Below are 18,383 nucleotides of genomic sequence, written 5' to 3'. Positions count from 1 at the left end.
TTTTCTAAAATTTAATAAAACTATTCTCCAATAAAGTGAATCACAAAACAAGTTGCGGAAGGCCGCACAATTTTTTAGTCAGGAACAAACCTTAATGCTAATCCGTTGTTACAGTATCTTTTACCAGTGGGAAGTGGACCATCATTGAAGACATGTCCTTGATGGCCTCCGCATCTAGAACAATGATATTCAGTTCTAGGGACAATTAACTTGAAATCAACCTTTGTTTCAACTGATCCTTGAATTGAATCCCAAAAGCTTGGCCATCCTGTACCACTATCATACTTTTTATCTGAGGAAAAAAGAGCCAAATCACATCCTGCACAGTGAAAAATCCCTTTTCTTTTCTCATTATTTAATTGACTGCTGAAGGCTCTTTCAGTCCCTTCCTCTCTCAAAATATAATACGATTCTGGACTAAGCCTAGATTTCCATTCGTCTTTTGAGAAATTCCACTCTTCTTTAGAAGAAAGTGAAGATGCTAATACTTGTATAGGCTTAAAGATTATTTTTAAGATTGACATAATAGGAATTAGAATAAAAGTTCTTCTCGATAGAAATTGATTCATATATTTAAATCACAAAAAAGTAATGAATTTTATTCAACCTAATTCTATTAAAAATATTCATAAATTAAGTATTGCTCCAATGATGGATTGTACTGATAGACATTTCAGGATGATAATGAGAAAAATAAGTTCTGAGGCTTTATTGTATACGGAAATGATTGTGGCCCAGAGTTTAGTTTATACAAATAACAAAGCAAATTTTCTAGATTTTAATAGTCAAGAACATCCGATATCGATTCAGTTTGGTGGAGACGATCCAAAAATCCTTAAAGAGGCAGCCCGAATGGCACAGGATTGGGGCTACGACGAAATAAACTTTAATGTTGGTTGTCCGAGTCCAAGAGTCTGTTCTGGAAATTTTGGCGCTTCACTTATGAAAGACCCTAAAACAGTAGCAAAATGTATAGAATCCTTAAAAAATAATTGCAACTTACCGGTTACTATCAAACACAGAATAGGTGTAGACAACGATGATAGCTACATTAACTTGAATAATTTTGTAAGAATAATCGCAAATGCCGGTGCAGACAGATTTACTGTTCACGCAAGGAAAGCCATATTAAAAGGTCTAAATCCAAAACAAAATAGAACAATCCCTCCACTAAATTACGATATTGTAAAAAAATTGAAAAAATCAAATCCAGAATTATTAATAGAAATCAATGGGGGTTTAACAAATATCGACGAATCATTAAAAGCCTTAAATGATTTTGATGGGGTCATGATTGGACGGTCAGTATATAAACATCCCTTAAGATGGTCTGAGATTGATAAAAAGATCTATGGAATTAATACAAAACCCAAATCTGCTTCAGATATTATATTCTCCTTAATTCCATATATAGAATCACATTTAAGTAATGGAGGAAAATCTTGGGATATTTGTAAACATCTTATAAATTTAGTTGAAGGTATACCAAAAGCGAAAATTTGGAGAAATCAAATTTCAAATAAATCTATAAAAAAAGAATTAAATATTGAATATATATTTAAATTAACGACAGCGCTTGAAGAAATGGGTTTCTAATTTGTCTCATTTGAAGAATTACTCTCATTAGACACTCCCCTTTTTCTCCTGCTCCTACCACTTTCGTAATCAGAATTTTCAGAAGAATTCCCATAACTTCTATCTTCCCAACCATCTGCTCCAGAAGATTTATTAGTGTATGAGCTATTAGATTCAGAACTACCACCACCATAGCCACCGCCACCACCGTAGCCACCATTATTGCCGCCACCACCGTAGCCACCATTATTGCCGCCACCACCGTAGCCACCATTATTGCCGCCACCACCGTAGCCGCCGCCACTGTAGCCACCATTATTGCCGCCGCCACCGTAGCCACCGCCACCACCGTAGCCACCGCCACCACCGTAACCACCATTATTACCGCCACCACCGTAGCCACCTCTTCCTCCTTTACGAGATCCACCAGAACCTCTTGGCTCAGCTTTATTAATTCTTAATGGTCTACCCATAAGTTCCTTGCCTTGCAAGCCATCTATCGCTGTTGACTCAATAGCTTCATCTGCCATTTCGATAAATGCGAATCCTCTCTTCCTACCAGTATCTCTCTCTAGGGGAAGAGAACAATTTAAAACCTCACCAAAAGGGGTAAATAACTGTATAACATCTTCACGCTCTGCGCGGAACGGCAAATTGCCAACAAAAATACTCACTTTAAACTCAACAAAGAAAATTTACCTTATAAAAAAACTACAATGGGTAGTTCGATAACGTTGCTTTACTATTCTACTTCAAAGCATACCCATGTTGTAGAAAAATAATTGAGATTCAAATTAACAATTTTTTTTGCCAATTATTTATCTCTTTTTCTACCTGAAGAAAACCTGTACCACCTTCACTATTTCTTGATTTAACGACATTAAGAGGTTTAATATCCGCAAAAACATCCTCATCAAATTCGGGATGAAATTTTTTAAATTCATCAATCTTGAGATTTTTAAATAACATTTTTCTCTCCAGGCAATATTTAACTATTTCACCAACAACTTGATAGGCGGTCCTAAAAGGAACATCTTTACCAACTAAGTAATCTGCCAAATCAGTCGCATTAGAAAAGTCATTTTCTACAGAATCAGATAAATTTTTGATATTAAATTCAATGCCCTCATTAATTAGAATAGTCATTGCTTTAATACAAGATGATATTGTTTCTGAAGTATCAAATATTGGCTCTTTATCCTCTTGAAAATCCTTATTGTATGAAAGTGGCACCCCTTTGACCATAGTTAATAATGCCTGAAGATGTCCAAACACTCTTCCCGTCTTACCTCTTATCAATTCTGGAACGTCAGGATTTTTTTTCTGCGGCATTAAACTACTTCCTGTGGCACATTTATCTGTTAATTTTGCAAAAGAAAATTCATCAGTTACCCATAAAATTATTTCCTCTGAAATTTTACTTAAATGAGACATTAACAGGGCAGATGCAGAAACAAACTCTATACAAAAATCTCTGTCACTTACAGCATCAATACTATTTTTATAAATCTTTTCAAAACCCAATTCTGCAGCTGTAAATTGCCTATCTATTTTTATTTTTGTTCCAGCTAATGCTGCAGCGCCTAAAGGAGAAATATTAACTCTTGCGCGTACTTCTTTAAACCTTTCACGATCTCTTTGGAGCATTTCTATGTAAGCCAATAAATGATGAGCCAAAGATAATGGTTGAGCTCTTTGCATGTGGGTATATCCAGGAATTAAGGTATAAATATTAGATTTGGCATGATTTAAGAAGGATTTTTGCAAATGAGTTATTAAAATTTCAACATTGTCAATCTCTTTTCTTAGCCACAATCTTATATCTGTACCGACTTGATCATTTCTACTTCTACCTGTGTGTAATTTTTTTCCAGTTTCACCAATTAAACTGATCAGTTTTTCTTCTATGCAATAGTGAATATCTTCAGAAGGTGGACTAGGAGAAAATTTACCCTCCAAATATTGAACTTTTATTGACTCTAGACCATTAATAATTTGCGAAGCTTCAATAGAAGATAAAACTTGAGTTTTGCCAAGCATTTTCGCATGAGCAACCGAGCAATCTATATCTTCTAAAATAAGCTTTCTATCAAAACCAATTGAGGCATTAAACTTTTCAATAAAAGGGTCAAGTGCATTATCAAACCTCTTACTCCAAACTTTTGCCATATTAATTAAAAACTTTAATTACCTCTAATAAAGCATTTTTTTATAAAAGTGACAAAAATATCTATTTCAATTGAAAAATAACCATAGATGCGTCATCTTCCAGATGTCTATTTTGACCTGTAAAATCATCTAACTTTTTAAATATTTTATTTAAAATTTCTTGTGATGTATAAGATTGCTTACATAATTTTATAAGGGTTTTAATTAACCTTTCCTCATCAAATCTTTCCCCTAAAGAATTAGAAGTATCAATTACTCCATCTGTGTAATAAAGAACTAAATCATTTTCATTAAGCTTGATTTCACCACAATGATATTCAGCATTTTTTTGTAGTCCAAGTACAAATCCTTCTGCATCTAATTTGATAATTGTCTGATCTGAACTTTTCCAAAGTAGAGGAGGATTATGAGCTGCATTAGCGAACCTCAATTTTCTAGTTCTAGGGTCATAATCTGAGTAAAATAATGTCACAAATCTATGCGATTGATCTAAATCATTTAGTGCTAGTTGATTCAAATCATGCAAAATTCTATCTGGAGGCAGACCTGTAAGAACCTCTGCACGTAGCATTCCTCTTAACATAGTCATTAAAAGACCGGCTGGAATACCTTTACCCATGACATCACCTATTACAAAGGCCCACCTTGCTTTTTCTTTTCTTTTTTCAGAGATATTCGTCTTTAAACACATAAAATCATAGTAATCCCCTCCGAGCTGGAGAGCTGGTCTACAATGCGCAGCCAGGTCTAGACCATAAATAACTGGACAATAATCTGGGAGTAATTGAGATTGAATTTCTGCACCAGTGGAAATTTCTCTATCTACGTTTTCATGCTTTTTCTTTGCTTTTATTAAATAATGATTTTCTAATCCAACAGCTAGACAATTTTCGACAAAATTAAAATTACTGTCTTCAGTAATCGACTGCTCAGAGATGTCTTTGCTAAAAATGTAAATAAATCCTCTACATTTACCTCTAGATAGTATTTTTTTTGTTTCAATGTTATATTCTTTGAAATTATTTTTTAAAGCATTTTCAAAAGTTAGAATTTCTCTTATTTTAAAATTTTTTGAAAAATGAAATTGATTCAAAAAACTATTAATTTCCTCATGAATTGTTAAATGTTGATCATTAGCAGAAATTTTTATATTTTCGTTCCATATCTTACCCTCATAATTTAAAGGAATGATTAAGATAATATTCTCAGAAAAAATATGTTTAAAAATTAAGCATACATAATCCAGTAATTTATTTATGTTGGAAAATGATTTTAAATAATACGCTAATGAAGATGCGATTTCAGCAAATTTATATTTATTTTTTAAAGTTTCTATAGATTCGTTTTCTAAAAAATTTTGAATAAATTTGTTCGAAAATATTTTGTCTTTTTTATTATTTGTCAAAACAAATCTAATAGATAGTTATGTTTTAACATTAAATTTAAATTTTTAAAAAAAATTAATTAAATATTTATTTATCTGCGAGCATAGCCTCTACAAATTCATAACTATTAAATGGTCTCAAATCTTTTATACCTTCTCCAGCTCCAATAAACCTTATAGGCAAATTTACTTCTTCAGATACAGCTAAAGAGACTCCTCCTCTAGAAGTCCCATCTAATTTAGTAATAATTGCTCCACTTAAATCTGCTGATTTCGCGAAACTTTTTGCTTGCTTTAAGCCGTTTTGACCTTGACTTGCATCTAAAACTAATAATGATTCAACAATTGCATCTGGAACCTTTTTATCAATGATTTTTTTTATTTTTGCTAATTCATCCATCAAATTATTTTTTGTTTGTAATCTACCCGCTGTATCAACAAGTAATAAATCTACATCTCTTTTTTTTGCAGAATTAATTGCATCAAAAACTACAGCAGCTGGATCAGCATTTTTTGATTGATTAGATATAACGTCAACATTACTTCTATCTCCCCATACTTTAAGTTGTTCTACTGCAGCCGCTCTAAAAGTATCAGCCGCAGCTATCAAAGTTTTATAATTACTTTTGGATGACAAATATGCTAATTTTCCTAATGTAGTAGTTTTACCGACACCATTTACTCCTACTAATAGCCATATATTTAACTTACCCTTTTGTGGAACTAAGAGATCAGTACCAGAATTTTTTATTGGTTTATCGATAATTAATTTTAATTGATTCTTCAAGAATTTTATTCCTGCTTCTCCACCAACGACTTCCTCGTTTAATTTTGTTCTGAGAGAACTTATAACTTTATCAGTTGAATCAATCCCTACATCAGCTCTTATTAATAGAGTCTCTAAATCATCAAGAGACTCAGGCGTAAGAGGATCGTCTCCAAATTTATCCAATAATTCTGTAACAAATCCTTTTCGGGTTTCTTCTAATCCTTTCCGTAATTTAGTTAACCAATCAATTTCATCAATCGATATTTGATTTATTTTTTTTCCTTGAGCAGCTAATACCATTGCAGACCAAGTAAAGTTATCATCAAATTCTCCTAATTCAGCTTCAGCAATAGTTTTAGACTGTCCAGAAATATTTTCTTTATTAGCAATAACAATCAATTCTTGCTTTTGTTCTTCCTGTTTCTGTAATTCTTGCTTTTGTTCTTCCTGTTTCTGTAATTCTTGCTTTTGTTCTTCCTGTTTCTGTAATTCTTGCTTTTGTTCTTCCTGTTTCTGTAATTCTTGCTTTTGTTCTTCCTGTTTCTGTAATTCTTGCTTTTGTTCTTCCTGTTTCTGTAATTCTTGCTTTTGTTCTTCCTGTTTCTGTAATTCTTGCTTTTGCTCTTCCTGTCGTTTTTTTAAAAGTGCATAAGCTTGTGCAGCCCACTCACGAGAATTATCGGAATCAGTATTAGTCATTATTATTTAAAATTCGTATTTAATAATTTTAAAATACTATTTATTTATATCAAATAATAATGATAATTAAATTGTTTGTAATCTCCTTAAAACTCCATTTATAAATTTTCTTCCTTGTAGATCACTATATTTATTAGCTAAATTAACGGCCTCATCACAAGCAACAGCGACAGGTGTGTTCAAAAAATTGATGTCCACGTAAGCTAGACGCAAAATATCCCTGTCAATTCTTGGTAATCTTTTTAATCTCCAACCATCCATTGCTTGATCGATATCAGAATCAATACTTTTAAGGTTGTTAATTATATTACAAATCCTTTGATTCACATCCTCTCTAATGTCAATATGACCGCTTGAAACAATTAATTTTGGAAAGTCTAAAGTTACTGAGAGTGTATTCATAACAGTTTCAATTTTTATTAAAGATTTTTTTAACTCATCTCGAACATTTGCATAAGACGAATCAACGCCTTCTTGCAATTCACTATCTAATATTTTTTGTGAAGCATTTTCTAATTGTGACTCGCAATTATCTAATTCCTCTCTGCAATGGTTTATTAGAGCGTCCAAAGCAGATTCAAAAATTTCCTCTATCTGAAATTTATTTAATTTAAAATCACCTTTATCTTTTATTAAGCCGAGAGAAATTAAGGATAATTCTCTCGAAAGAGATCTATTATGCATCAATTAAGAAGAAGTATTAGTTGAAGCTCGTAATTGAGAAAACAATTTTGAAAATGTTGGATTTGTAGTGTTATTTTTCTCATCTGGATTAACTATTCCTGCCGAAATTATTGTTCTAAAAGCATCTTCAACTGAAATATCCAAATCCTTAACAGAAGATTCAGGAACGAGTGTATACCACCCAGTTGTTGGATTTGGTGCTGTAGGTATAAAAACACTAAGTAACTTTTCTTCTAATTCTGGCTGTAGAGAAGGTCCTACATCTCCAGTTACAAAACCTACACTATAGAGTCCCTCACGAGGATATTCGACTAAAACAACTCTTCTAAACCTATTAGATTTATTACTTAGGAAAGTTTCCAGCAATTGTTTAAGAGTTTTATAAACCGCTCCAGCTACTGGAATTTTTGATAGAGTCCCCTCTCCAAATTCTAATAACCACCTTCCTACAAAATTTCTCGCCATCAAGCCTATAAGCAAAATAGCTAATAAAGGAACAGTTAAGCCTAAAGTAAGATTAATTAAATCTTGTAATAAAGGATTTAAAGTAATGAATGGATTTAATTGCTTTGGAACTGAAGTAACTAACGTTAAAACAAATTTACTAACTAATGATGATAGCCAGATTGTTGTTGCTAAGGGTATTACAACCAACAATCCAGCTATAAGATCATTTTTTAGATCTTGTTGAAGCCTAGATCCTAAATTCGAATCTTGATTTTGATTAGATTTAACCAAAATAACGTATCTAACTATATTAACTTTACTAATAATTTAACTGTTTTTAATGAGTTAGGATATATTTTTTTTAAATATGTCTATTTTTATTTATAAGTTGATTCTCCAAAAAATAACTTTTAAAGGAAATACAATAAAAAAATAAAGAAATGATTGATACGATTCAAGAAAAAAAAGAAATAAGTCAACAATTAAAAGAAAGGGCTATTTTCGAAGGTTTTACAATTGCTGGAATAGCTTCAATACCAGGTAGTTCGCGGATAAAATTAAGAACTAATGCTTTAGAAAGATGGTTATCAAATAACAACCATGCTGAAATGAAATGGATGGAAGCAGAAAAAAGAAAAAATATAGGATCACTTTTTGAAGATGCAAAAAGTGTTTTAAGTGTTGGATTTGCTTACATTAATTCAGAAAATAACAATAATAATTTCCTCAAGGTAGCTAAATTTAGCCAAGGAGAAGATTATCATAAAGTTATTCACAAAAAATTAAAGAATATTGGTAAATGGATCAATCTAAAAATTCCTGATTGCAAATGGAAAATATGTGTCGATACTTCTCCTCTTCTTGAAAAAGCATGGGCTGAGGAATCAGGGATAGGTTGGATAGGTAAAAATAGTAATTTAATAAGCAAAAAAAATGGTTCTTGGTTTACTTTGGGTTTTATGATCCTTACAAAAGATTTAATGCCAGATAAACCTCATCAATCACTTTGCGGAAAATGTGATATCTGTATTGAACGTTGTCCCACAAAGGCCATAGTCGAACCCTTTGTAATACAGTCAGATCTATGCATTGCGTATCACACAATAGAAAACAGAGAAAAAACTATTCCAAAGATAATAGAAAAAAATTTAGACGGATGGGTTGCGGGATGTGATATTTGTCAAGATGTATGCCCTTGGAATCAATCAGTACCATACAACAATAATTTTGAAACTACACCAAAAGAATGGATTAATAATCTTAATGTTGAGTCGTTAACTTGGGACGATAAAACTTGGAAAAAAAATCTTAAAGGAACTACATTAAAAAGAATTAAACCATGGATGTGGAAAAGAAATATAAAAGCAAATCTAAATACTAAAAAATAAAAATATGAAAAAGTTTTTAAAAAAAATAATCTGTTTCTCCTTAATCAGTTTTTACTTTCTTCAAATAGAAAAAGTTCAAGCAATAGTTCCTTACTATTATTTCCCAACTACAAAACATTTACAAAAACAAAGTTTAAATATTGGCAAAAATGCATATCAACTACTTTATTTTGGACAATATGAAGACAGTCTCAACTTAGCCAAATTAGCTATAAAAATAAATGCAAAAGATGAAAAACTATGGTTAATTTTGGCTGAATCACAAATAGCTAATAAAAAATACAAAAACGCATTAAATTCTTTAAATAAAGCAGAACAAATCAATTCAAATATTAGCGAAATATATTTTGCTAAAAGTAATATTTACTTAAAAATTTCCCAACAATCAAAGGCTAAGAGATCTTTAGAAAAAGGTATAAAGATAGAACCTAATAACCACAAAGCTATTTTTCAATTAGGAAATATTTTATTAATGGAAAAAAATTACTTGGAAGCTATCAAATTCTTTGATAAATCTATAAAAATTAAGCCTGATTTCTGGCAAGCAATCAATAATAAAGGTTTAGCTTATTTTGAGAAAAGCAATATAAATCTATCAATCAAACTTTTTAAAAGTGCAATCTCATTTCAAGAAAATGCTGAACCATTACTAGGACTGGCTTCATGTATGAGAATTAATGATACTAAATTAGCAATTCAGTTAGCAAAAAAAGCTTTGGCTAAAGATCCCAAATATGTCAATTATGACTATAGAAAAGAACAGTTATGGGGAGAAAAATTACAAGCCTCTACAGAAATTCTTTTACAAAATGAACAGCTTAAAAAAGATGTAATACTGGCAAAATCTAAAATAATTGAATCTTCTTGATTTTGAATACTGGTAAATATTGTTATACCTATTAGTCTTAATTTAGTTAATCAATAATTTTTCAATTATGCGCTCTAATGGATAAGAAAAACTTCACTTCTATCTCACTTCAGGAAGAAATGCAACGTTCTTATTTGGAATATGCAATGAGCGTAATAGTTGGACGTGCTCTTCCCGATGCAAGAGACGGTCTTAAGCCTGTACAAAGAAGAATACTATTTGCAATGTACGAATTAGGCTTAACACCTGATAAACCATTTAGAAAGTGTGCGAGAGTTGTGGGAGACGTCCTAGGAAAGTACCATCCTCATGGAGATCAAGCAGTATATGATGCATTAGTAAGGCTAGTACAAAATTTTTCTACTAAATATCCTACTCTTGATGGTCATGGAAATTTTGGATCTGTAGATAATGACCCACCAGCAGCTATGAGATATACTGAAACAAGATTAGCGCCGATAGCTCATAAAGGATTTCTTGAAGAAATTGGATTAGGAACAGTAAACTTCTCAAATAACTTTGACGGTTCTCAAAAAGAACCAAATGTTCTTCCAGCACAACTTCCATTTTTATTGTTGAACGGCTCTTCAGGTATTGCTGTTGGCATGGCAACAAATATACCCCCTCACAACCTAGGCGAAATTGTAGATGGCTTAGTTGGTTTAATAAAAAATAAAGATATAAGTGATAAAAAACTTTCTAACATTATTAAAGGGCCTGATTTTCCTACGGGCGGAGAGTTAATTTATAGCCCAGCAATAGAGGAACTTTATGAAACAGGAAAAGGATCCTTAACAATAAGAGGAGTTATAAATACAGAAGAAGTAAATGTAGGCAAAGGGAAACATAAAAAGAATGCATTAATCATTACTGAACTTCCTTACCAAATTAATAAAGCAGGTTGGATTGAAAAACTAGCAGAACTTGTTAATTCAGGAAAAATTCATGGGATCTCTGATATTAGGGATGAGAGCGATAGAGATGGAATGAGAATTGTAATAGAGCTAAAAAAAGATTCTAATTCTGAACTTGTTATTTCTAATTTATATAAAAAAACAACTCTCCAAACAAACTATGGCGCTATATTCTTAGCTTTAATAAAAGGGAAGCCTGTACAACTAAACCTAAAAAAATATCTCAACTATTTTCTTGAATTTAGAGAAGAAACAATTAGAAAAAGAACTTATTATTTTCTAAAAAATACTCTTGAAAAATTAGAAATATCAGAAGGTTTATCTAAAGCCACAAAAAACATTAAAAAAGTTATAACAATTATTGAAGAATCTGAAAATTCTGTGGAAGCTAGATCAAAATTAATTAAAAATTTTTTCTTAAGTGAAAAACAGGCAAATTCAGTTTTGGATATGCCACTAAGAAAATTAACAAATCTAGAAAAAAATCAAATTAATAATGAAATAAAAAATTTGGAAGAAAAAAAGAATTATTTTCAAAAATTATTAAACGAAAGAGAATTATTACTTGAATTGCTTATAGAAGAATTATTAATATTAAAGAAAAAATATAATGTTACTCGTAAAACAAAAGTAATAAAGAATATAAATGAAAATGAAGAATTAGAAACACTTAATAATCAAATATTAGAAGACCATATAAATAAAAAAACTAAATTATACATAGACAATAGACTTTACTTGAAAAAGATGTTTTTTGCTAATTACAAAAAATCATTTGAGGTCGTAAATAAAATTATAGATAATAAAAATATTCAAAAATTTATATGCAATATTGAAAAAAATATAAAATTAATTGGAATCACAAATACAGGGAAGGTTTTTAACATTGATTGGGAGTCAAATCTTAATAAAGAATATAAATTAGATAATAAAATTCTTGGAAATATTCATCCTAGTGAAATAATAAATTTTCATTCAATTAAAAAAGAAATTAAAAATTATTTATGCATCTTAAATTCAGATGGAAGATTTAAAAAAGTTTTATTTGATGAAGATATGCTTAAAAGTAACAGATCTTTCACAATTACAAAATTAAAAAATAATTTAAAAACTATTGATTCATTTATTTCTAATGAAAACAAAGATTTAATAATATTAACCTCGATAGGAAGGATTTTTAGATTTAATTTATCAAATAAATTTTTAATGCCAACTTCTAAACAATCCCAAGGATTAATTCTTGCAAAACTTTTACCAACTGAAAAAATTGTTTCTTGTTGCACATACCATAATGGAGAAAATATTTTCTTAATATCTAAACAAGGAAAACTCTTTTGTATAAATAGTAATGAAATTTATTACTCAAATGAATATAATTTGGGATACCTAAATGAAAAAACGGAACTTAAAAACGATTCCTTCCTGAAAATAATAACTAATAAACATTACCTTGATATTGAAACTAATAAGAATAAATCTGCAAGATTGGAACTAAATCAATTAAATTTCAAATCCAATAAATCAAATTTTTTGATTGATTTTTTAAAATTAGATAAGGATGAATATATTGAAAATTGTTTCCGACTGGAAAACTTTTTCGACTAAGATTTGTATTCATTTTCAACCCAATTTAAGTATTCTTGGTTTACTGTTCCTGTTACATAAGAACCAGTAAAGCAACTCATCTCCAAATCTTTAATAGAAGAATCACTTATTATAGATTTACGCAAACTTTCAACACTTTGATAAACAAGGTTGTCAATTTCAAGATGATCAGCAATTTCACTTATTGTTCTATCGTGAGCTATTAATTCATCTCTATTAGGCATATTAATTCCATAAACATGGGGATAACGAACAGGAGGGGCTGCTGATGTAAAGAAAACTTTATTTGCTCCTGCATCTTTAGCCATCTGGACAATTTCTTTTGAAGTAGTACCTCTTACTATCGAATCATCAACAATTAATACATTTTTATTTTTAAACTCTGCACTCATAGCATTTAATTTTTGTCTTACAGACTTCTTACGTTTCTGTTGACCAGGCATTATGAATGTTCGGCCGACATATCTGTTTTTAAAAAAACCTTCCCTATATTCTATCCCTAACTGTCTTGCAACTTGCATTGCCGCAGGTCGAGAAGAATCAGGAATAGGCATAACAACATCAATATCTCCAGAATTAATTGTCTCTTTTATTGTTTCTGCCAAATAATCTCCCATCTTTAAACGAGCTTTATAAACTGAAATACCATTCATAATTGAATCTGGCCTAGCTAAATAAACATATTCAAAAGCACAAGGAAATAACATTGGATTTTCAGAACATTGCTTAGAAAAAAACTCACCATTAAGATTTATAAAAACAGCTTCTCCAGGATCTACATCTCTCACTATTTGATAATCGTTATTCTCAAGCACTAAAGATTCACTAGCAACCATCCACTCTTCTTTTTTTGTGATTAATGAAAATCTTTTTCCTATGACTAAAGGCCTTATACCGAAAGGATCTCTGAATGCTAGTAAACCATGTCCTGAAATTAACGCAATTGAAGCATATGATCCCTGAATTCTTTTATGTAAAGATTTGACGGCATTAAAAATAATATCAGGTTCTAATTCTTGATTATGAATTTGTTCTTGTAATTCTGTCGCAAATACATTTAACAACATTTCAGTATCACTTGAAGAATTTGTATGCCGCTTATCAATATTAAATAATTGTTTTTCTAAATCTCTGGTATTCGTCAAATTGCCATTATGTATCAAAACAATTCCATAAGGAGCATTAACGTAAAAAGGCTGTGCTTCTTCTACACTTTCGGCTGATCCCTTTGTTGCATACCTAACATGACCCAATCCAATTTTGCCGATTAAATTCCTCATATCTCTTGTTCTATAAGCAGTATTAACCTGACCTTTAGCCTTATGTATATGAAAAACAGTATTTTCCATTGTTGCTATACCTGTTGAGTCTTGACCTCTATGCTGCAGAAGCAAAAGACTATCGTAAATTTGTTGATTTACATCATCTGAAGAAACAATGCCAACTATTCCGCACATAACTTATTATCTTAAAAATTTAAATAGTTGAGAAATATTTTTCATATTTATTTAAAAGTAATCTGAAATACTATTATTAAATTTTTCGGATAATTCCTCAACCCTAATATTGCAGATATTTTTATCTTGAATTTTTATCATAAGAGTTTCACTAGATACATATCCGATTTTTTTTACATACACACTTGATGGAACATTTATTTGATTTTGTTTTAAATAATTAAGCCATTCATTTTGTTTCATTTTGCTAATTGAAAAAATAATTCTAGAACCTCCTTCTCCAAACAATAAATTATCATCTCTATTTAAATCTTTATTTAATTCTATCGTTGCACCTTTTGCGGACAAAATACAAGACTCTGCTAAAGCTATAGCTAGACCACCATCGCTGATATCGTGAGAAGAAACTACAAGACTTTTTGAAATCCCATTTCTTAAAAAACTCTGGCAAAACTTTTCATCCAGCAAATCTATTTTTGGAGGCCGACCTGTAATTTCTCCATGAAAATATTCCAAATAAGAACTAGCTGCAATTTTTATTTCTGATTTATGCGAACCAATTAACCAGATTTGATCATCAATATTTTTCCATTCACTACTTATAGCTTTTTCTACATTATCTATCTTTCCAACCATTCCAATAACAGGAGTAGGATTTATAGGAGTAATTAAATTATCTTTATTTTTAGATTCATTGTATAAAGAAACATTACCTCCTGTAACAGGAGTTTCTAAAGCTTTACAGGCTTCAGCAATTCCATTGCATGATGATGACAATTGCCAATATCCTATTTCATTTTCAGGAGAAGAAAAATTTAAATTATTTGTAATTGCTACTGGTTCAGCCCCAACACAACTAACATTTCTAGCGGACTCTGCAACAGCAGCGATAGTTCCTCTAAAAGGATCTAAAGCAACCCATCTACTATTACAATCAACTGAAGCAGCAACACCAGAAAATACTTTAATTTTATGTTTTTTATTTTGTTCCCTTAGTCTTATTACTGCTGCATCTGACTTCCCAGGTTTAAATACTGTATTTGCCTGCACTTGAGAGTCGTATTGTTTATAAATCCATCGTTTAGAAGCTATTGATGGATTAGAGAGTAGTTTTAAAATGATTTGTGAATAAGAAAAATACTTGTTTTCCTTCAATGACAATATTTTTTGGTCATTAATTTCTGGCAAATCATTTTCTTGCCATTCCCATTTCTTTAAAAGATTATCAGGTGGATTATTAATCACATTGTGAAAATTGACAGGGGTATCATCAGATAAAGCAGAAGTAGGTATTTGGGCAACAACTTTACCTTTATGAGAAATAATTACTTCATTAGTTCCTATTACTTCACCAATTACATTGGCATATAATCCCCATTTATTAAATTTTTTAATAAGATCATTAATTTTTTCTTCTTTAACGACAAACAACATTCTCTCTTGCGATTCAGATAATAAATATTGGTATGAAGACATCTCATCTTCTCTAGAGGGAACCAAATCTAAATCAATAGATATCCCTAAATTCCCATTTGCAGCCATTTCTGCACTACTGCATGTTAGACCTGCTGCACCCATATCTTGAGCCGCAATTACATCTCCTGTCTTAAAAGCATCCAAACAGGCTTCAATAAGACTTTTCTCAATAAATGGATCACCTACCTGAACTGCAGGTCTATCATCTAATGAGTTTGTAGTTAATTCTGAACTAGCAAAACTGGCACCACCAACACCATCTCTGCCAGTAGTATTGCCAACATATAGAACTGGTGATCCTACATTTTTAGCTCCAGAACAAACAATTTCATCAGTCTCTAAAAGCCCTAAAGCCATAACATTAACTAAAGGATTTCCAGAGTAACTATCATCGAAATCAATTTCACCTCCAACAGTCGGCACACCTACACAATTCCCATAATGTGCGATACCGGATACAACTCCTCGCAGTAAAGCAACATTAGATGATTGATCAAGGTTTCCGAATCTTAGTGAATTCAATACTGCGATTGGCCTTGCACCCATTGTAAATATATCTCTTAAAATCCCCCCTACACCCGTAGCTGCACCTTGAAAAGGTTCAATAGCAGAAGGATGATTATGACTTTCTATTTTAAAAACAAGTTTTTGATTATTTCCAACATCAATAACGCCAGCATTTTCTCCAGGTCCAACTAAAACATTTTTACCTTTAGTGGGAAACTTAGATAGTAAAGATTTTGAATTTCTATAGCAACAATGTTCAGACCACATAACACCAAACATGCCTAATTCCGTTCTATTTGGTTTTCTCTTTAATCTTTTGCAAATCTCTTTGTAATCATTAAGTGTTAAATTCTCAACTTTGAGTGCCTCATTAAGATCATAAAGATCATGATTTTCTTGATTTATCATTCTTTATATCCAAGGTTCATCTTCTTTTTTTTCACTAAACTGTTTAGATGAACTATCATCATTATAAAAACTTTTTTGTTTAAAATCTAAGTTTTGGCGCATATCTTCATCTTCTTCAAGCCAATCCTCTAATCTATTCGAAGCAATATTTTTCATATCATCAAATCTATCAATAATTTTTTTTCCTTTTTGCAAAAATTCATTTTTAATACTTGATTTTATTAAAGATAAATCATCTAAAGAATTAATTTCACAAAATACCATTCCAGGTTGTTGATCAACAATATTTTTAATATTTAATTGCCATCTACTAGAACCTGGAATTTTAGGATTAGATCTAGAGACCAAATAATATTTAATCTCACCCGTTTTCATTTCAAATAAAAAATCTGCAATAACTCCTATTTTTGATCCACTTACATTTATCAGATTAGCTTCTATTAAAGTTGGAAATCTATTTAAAGTTCCTAAATCAGAAATAGCTGGATCACCTTTAACATAAATTTGATTATCTATTATTTGAGTAATTTGATTTAATCGCCAAACATTCCTTTTTAAATCAAAATTTGAAGGGCGAGAGTACCATCCTAAAATTCGATGAACTGGAGGATGCATCCAAACATTTTCACCATTTCCATAATTCAGGACCATATTACCCTTAACACTATAATTTAGTAATTCACTTAATAAAATTTCTTTAGGTAATTTCAAGTTAAGAACGAACCTGCACAGGCATAACTAGGTAAGTAAAAGAATTTAAATTATCTTCAGGTACAAAAACAGCTGGAGTAGTGGCGATATTACACTTTAAAATTACATTTTCAGAAGCAATAACTTTTAAACCTTCTAAAAGATATCTAACGTTAAATGCAATATCAAAATTTTCTCCAGAGTAAACAACAGGTATTGATTCATTTGCGTTTCCAATATCTTGAGCATCAGCACTGATAGAAGCTAAGTCTGTATTATCCAATTTTATCTTTACAACACTGCTTTGCTGATCAGCTAAAATAGCAATTCTTTCTAATGCATCAATTAATTTTTTTGTATTAAAATTCAGAATCTTAGAAAAAGAATCAGGAATCAATTGAGAATAATTAGGATACTTACCTTCAAGGGTTCTTGTTGTAATTATTTGATTAGAAGAAATAAAGACTACCTGACCTTTGTCATAGAAAAGCTTTATTGAATTTTCTGAGCTTCTTAAAGATACTAGTTTTTCAATTTCTCTTAATGATCTCGTTGGAATAGTTACTGATAAGTCACCATCATTTGAAGATAAGGTTTCTTTATTTTCGATACATTCTTCGTTGCCAATTAAAGCAACAGCCAATCTATGACCATCTGTAGAAGCAGACTCTAAATAATTTGTTTTGAATGTAAAATTGACACCTGTGAGTAATTGCTTTGAGTCATCATTACTACTAGCAAAAATAGTAGATTTTAAAGCTTTTAAAAAAGAACTAGGATCAATATTCAAAGAAGTCCCACTTTCAACAAATGGTAAATTAGGATATTCATCAGAGGGTATCCCTTTAAGATTAAAAGAACCTCTATCGCTTTTTATTAAAATATTATCTGAACTCTCATCAACTTTTAAAGAAACAGGAGTTTCGTAGGGTAGTTTGTTTACTATTTCTGATAAAAGTTTTGAAGGTATAGTAATAGCTCCACTATTTGTAACAGTTCCATCAAAAGAAGTTTGAATTCCTAAGTTAAGGTCAAAACCTGTCAAGCTAATTTTATTGGTTCCTTCGTCAGCTGTTAAAAGTATATTTGCAAGAATTGGATGGGTTGGTCGAGAAGCAACTGCTTTGCTCACTAGTTGTACTGCATTATTTAATTCATTTTGATTACAAATAATTTCCATCGGAATTTGGAACTTTTTACAAATACAATATACTTTTTTCGTAAATTAAATTCAATAAAGTTTTTTCTCTCTTTCTAATATAAAAATAAAATAATAAAATAAAAAAATTAGTAGTAGTAGTTATTGTGGAAACTGTGGAATTCTTAAATTAAAAACCTTATCT

The 18,383-nt window shown here is 30.6% G+C and carries 15 protein-coding genes; 4 read left to right on the top strand and 11 right to left on the bottom strand.

Annotated features, from left to right (window positions below):
• Positions 1–74: 74 nt before the first annotated feature.
• Positions 75–569, bottom strand: coding sequence for a peptide-methionine (R)-S-oxide reductase MsrB (msrB, locus tag HA149_RS00075; RefSeq protein WP_209111886.1), 495 nt, complete (start codon positions 567–569; stop codon positions 75–77).
• Between the two features lie 22 nt (positions 570–591).
• Between msrB and dusA the strand changes: the two genes are divergently transcribed.
• A complete protein-coding gene (gene dusA, locus HA149_RS00070) occupies positions 592–1,596 on the top strand; it encodes a tRNA dihydrouridine(20/20a) synthase DusA (protein ID WP_209111884.1) in 1,005 nt (334 codons plus the stop codon).
• Here dusA and HA149_RS00065 read toward each other — a convergent pair.
• The 6 genes from HA149_RS00065 to HA149_RS00040 all read right to left on the bottom strand — a co-directional run bounded on the left by HA149_RS00065 (position 1,593) and on the right by HA149_RS00040 (position 8,018).
• Positions 1,593–2,249 (bottom strand): RNA recognition motif domain-containing protein, encoded by a 657-nt coding sequence (locus HA149_RS00065; protein WP_209111882.1) that lies wholly within the window; start codon positions 2,247–2,249, stop codon positions 1,593–1,595. The genes dusA and HA149_RS00065 overlap by 4 nt on opposite strands.
• Before the next feature lie 115 nt (positions 2,250–2,364).
• Positions 2,365–3,744 (bottom strand): argininosuccinate lyase, encoded by a 1,380-nt coding sequence (gene argH / locus HA149_RS00060; protein WP_209111880.1) that lies wholly within the window; start codon positions 3,742–3,744, stop codon positions 2,365–2,367.
• Between the two features lie 61 nt (positions 3,745–3,805).
• A complete protein-coding gene (locus tag HA149_RS00055; RefSeq protein WP_209111878.1) occupies positions 3,806–5,149 on the bottom strand; it encodes a PP2C family protein-serine/threonine phosphatase in 1,344 nt (447 codons plus the stop codon).
• A gap of 67 nt (positions 5,150–5,216) precedes the next feature.
• Positions 5,217–6,596, bottom strand: a complete 1,380-nt coding sequence (gene ftsY, locus HA149_RS00050) for a signal recognition particle-docking protein FtsY (RefSeq protein WP_209111876.1) — start codon at positions 6,594–6,596, stop codon at positions 5,217–5,219.
• A 66-nt stretch (positions 6,597–6,662) separates the two neighbouring features.
• Positions 6,663–7,280, bottom strand: a complete 618-nt coding sequence (nusB, locus tag HA149_RS00045; protein WP_209111874.1) for a transcription antitermination factor NusB — start codon at positions 7,278–7,280, stop codon at positions 6,663–6,665.
• A 3-nt stretch (positions 7,281–7,283) separates the two neighbouring features.
• Entirely contained in the window at positions 7,284–8,018 is a 735-nt protein-coding gene (locus HA149_RS00040) for a DUF502 domain-containing protein (protein ID WP_209111872.1), read from the bottom strand.
• Between the two features lie 149 nt (positions 8,019–8,167).
• Between HA149_RS00040 and queG the strand changes: the two genes are divergently transcribed.
• The 3 genes from queG (at position 8,168) to HA149_RS00025 (ending at position 12,502) form a co-directional block, all read left to right on the top strand.
• Positions 8,168–9,115, top strand: coding sequence for a tRNA epoxyqueuosine(34) reductase QueG (gene queG, locus HA149_RS00035; RefSeq protein ID WP_209111870.1), 948 nt, complete (start codon positions 8,168–8,170; stop codon positions 9,113–9,115).
• Positions 9,116–9,119: 4 nt separating this feature from the next.
• Entirely contained in the window at positions 9,120–9,983 is an 864-nt protein-coding gene (locus tag HA149_RS00030) for a tetratricopeptide repeat protein (protein WP_209111868.1), read from the top strand.
• 77 nt (positions 9,984–10,060) lie between these two features.
• On the top strand, positions 10,061–12,502 hold the full coding sequence (locus HA149_RS00025) for a DNA gyrase/topoisomerase IV subunit A (RefSeq protein ID WP_209111866.1): 2,442 nt from the start codon (positions 10,061–10,063) through the stop codon (positions 12,500–12,502).
• Here the strand turns inward: HA149_RS00025 and purF are convergent.
• Genes purF through dnaN form a run of 4 tightly spaced genes read right to left on the bottom strand, consistent with a single transcriptional unit; the run spans position 12,499 to position 18,220 of the window.
• Positions 12,499–13,959, bottom strand: a complete 1,461-nt coding sequence (purF, locus tag HA149_RS00020) for an amidophosphoribosyltransferase (protein ID WP_209111864.1) — start codon at positions 13,957–13,959, stop codon at positions 12,499–12,501. The genes HA149_RS00025 and purF overlap by 4 nt on opposite strands.
• 51 nt (positions 13,960–14,010) lie before the next feature.
• A complete protein-coding gene (gene purL, locus HA149_RS00015; RefSeq protein ID WP_209111862.1) occupies positions 14,011–16,350 on the bottom strand; it encodes a phosphoribosylformylglycinamidine synthase subunit PurL in 2,340 nt (779 codons plus the stop codon).
• A 3-nt stretch (positions 16,351–16,353) separates the two neighbouring features.
• Positions 16,354–17,061, bottom strand: coding sequence for a PRC-barrel domain-containing protein (locus HA149_RS00010; protein WP_209111860.1), 708 nt, complete (start codon positions 17,059–17,061; stop codon positions 16,354–16,356).
• A gap of 1 nt (position 17,062) precedes the next feature.
• Positions 17,063–18,220: a DNA polymerase III subunit beta gene (gene dnaN / locus HA149_RS00005; RefSeq protein ID WP_209111858.1), complete on the bottom strand. Its 1,158-nt coding sequence runs from the start codon at positions 18,218–18,220 to the stop codon at positions 17,063–17,065.
• Between the last annotated feature and the right edge of the window lie 163 nt (positions 18,221–18,383).

The organism is Prochlorococcus marinus XMU1406, assembly GCF_017696055.1.
Taxonomy (GTDB): Bacteria; Cyanobacteriota; Cyanobacteriia; order PCC-6307; family Cyanobiaceae; genus Prochlorococcus_A; species Prochlorococcus_A marinus_W.
This window is presented reverse-complemented; position numbering and strand designations above follow the sequence as displayed.

Bases quoted from the DNA above. Each gene is read 5' to 3' on its own strand.
- ftsY (WP_209111876.1), bottom strand. From the start codon at position 6,596: ATGACTAATACTGATTCCGATAATTCTCGTGAGTGGGCTGCACAAGCT.
- msrB (WP_209111886.1), bottom strand. From the start codon at position 569: ATGAATCAATTTCTATCGAGAAGAACTTTTATTCTAATTCCTATTATG.
- purF (WP_209111864.1), bottom strand. From the start codon at position 13,959: ATGTGCGGAATAGTTGGCATTGTTTCTTCAGATGATGTAAATCAACAA.
- argH (WP_209111880.1), bottom strand. From the start codon at position 3,744: ATGGCAAAAGTTTGGAGTAAGAGGTTTGATAATGCACTTGACCCTTTT.
- purL (WP_209111862.1), bottom strand. From the start codon at position 16,350: ATGATAAATCAAGAAAATCATGATCTTTATGATCTTAATGAGGCACTC.
- queG (WP_209111870.1), top strand. From the start codon at position 8,168: ATGATTGATACGATTCAAGAAAAAAAAGAAATAAGTCAACAATTAAAA.
- HA149_RS00025 (WP_209111866.1), top strand. From the start codon at position 10,061: ATGGATAAGAAAAACTTCACTTCTATCTCACTTCAGGAAGAAATGCAA.
- dnaN (WP_209111858.1), bottom strand. From the start codon at position 18,220: ATGGAAATTATTTGTAATCAAAATGAATTAAATAATGCAGTACAACTA.
- dusA (WP_209111884.1), top strand. From the start codon at position 592: ATGAATTTTATTCAACCTAATTCTATTAAAAATATTCATAAATTAAGT.
- nusB (WP_209111874.1), bottom strand. From the start codon at position 7,280: ATGCATAATAGATCTCTTTCGAGAGAATTATCCTTAATTTCTCTCGGC.
- HA149_RS00030 (WP_209111868.1), top strand. From the start codon at position 9,120: ATGAAAAAGTTTTTAAAAAAAATAATCTGTTTCTCCTTAATCAGTTTT.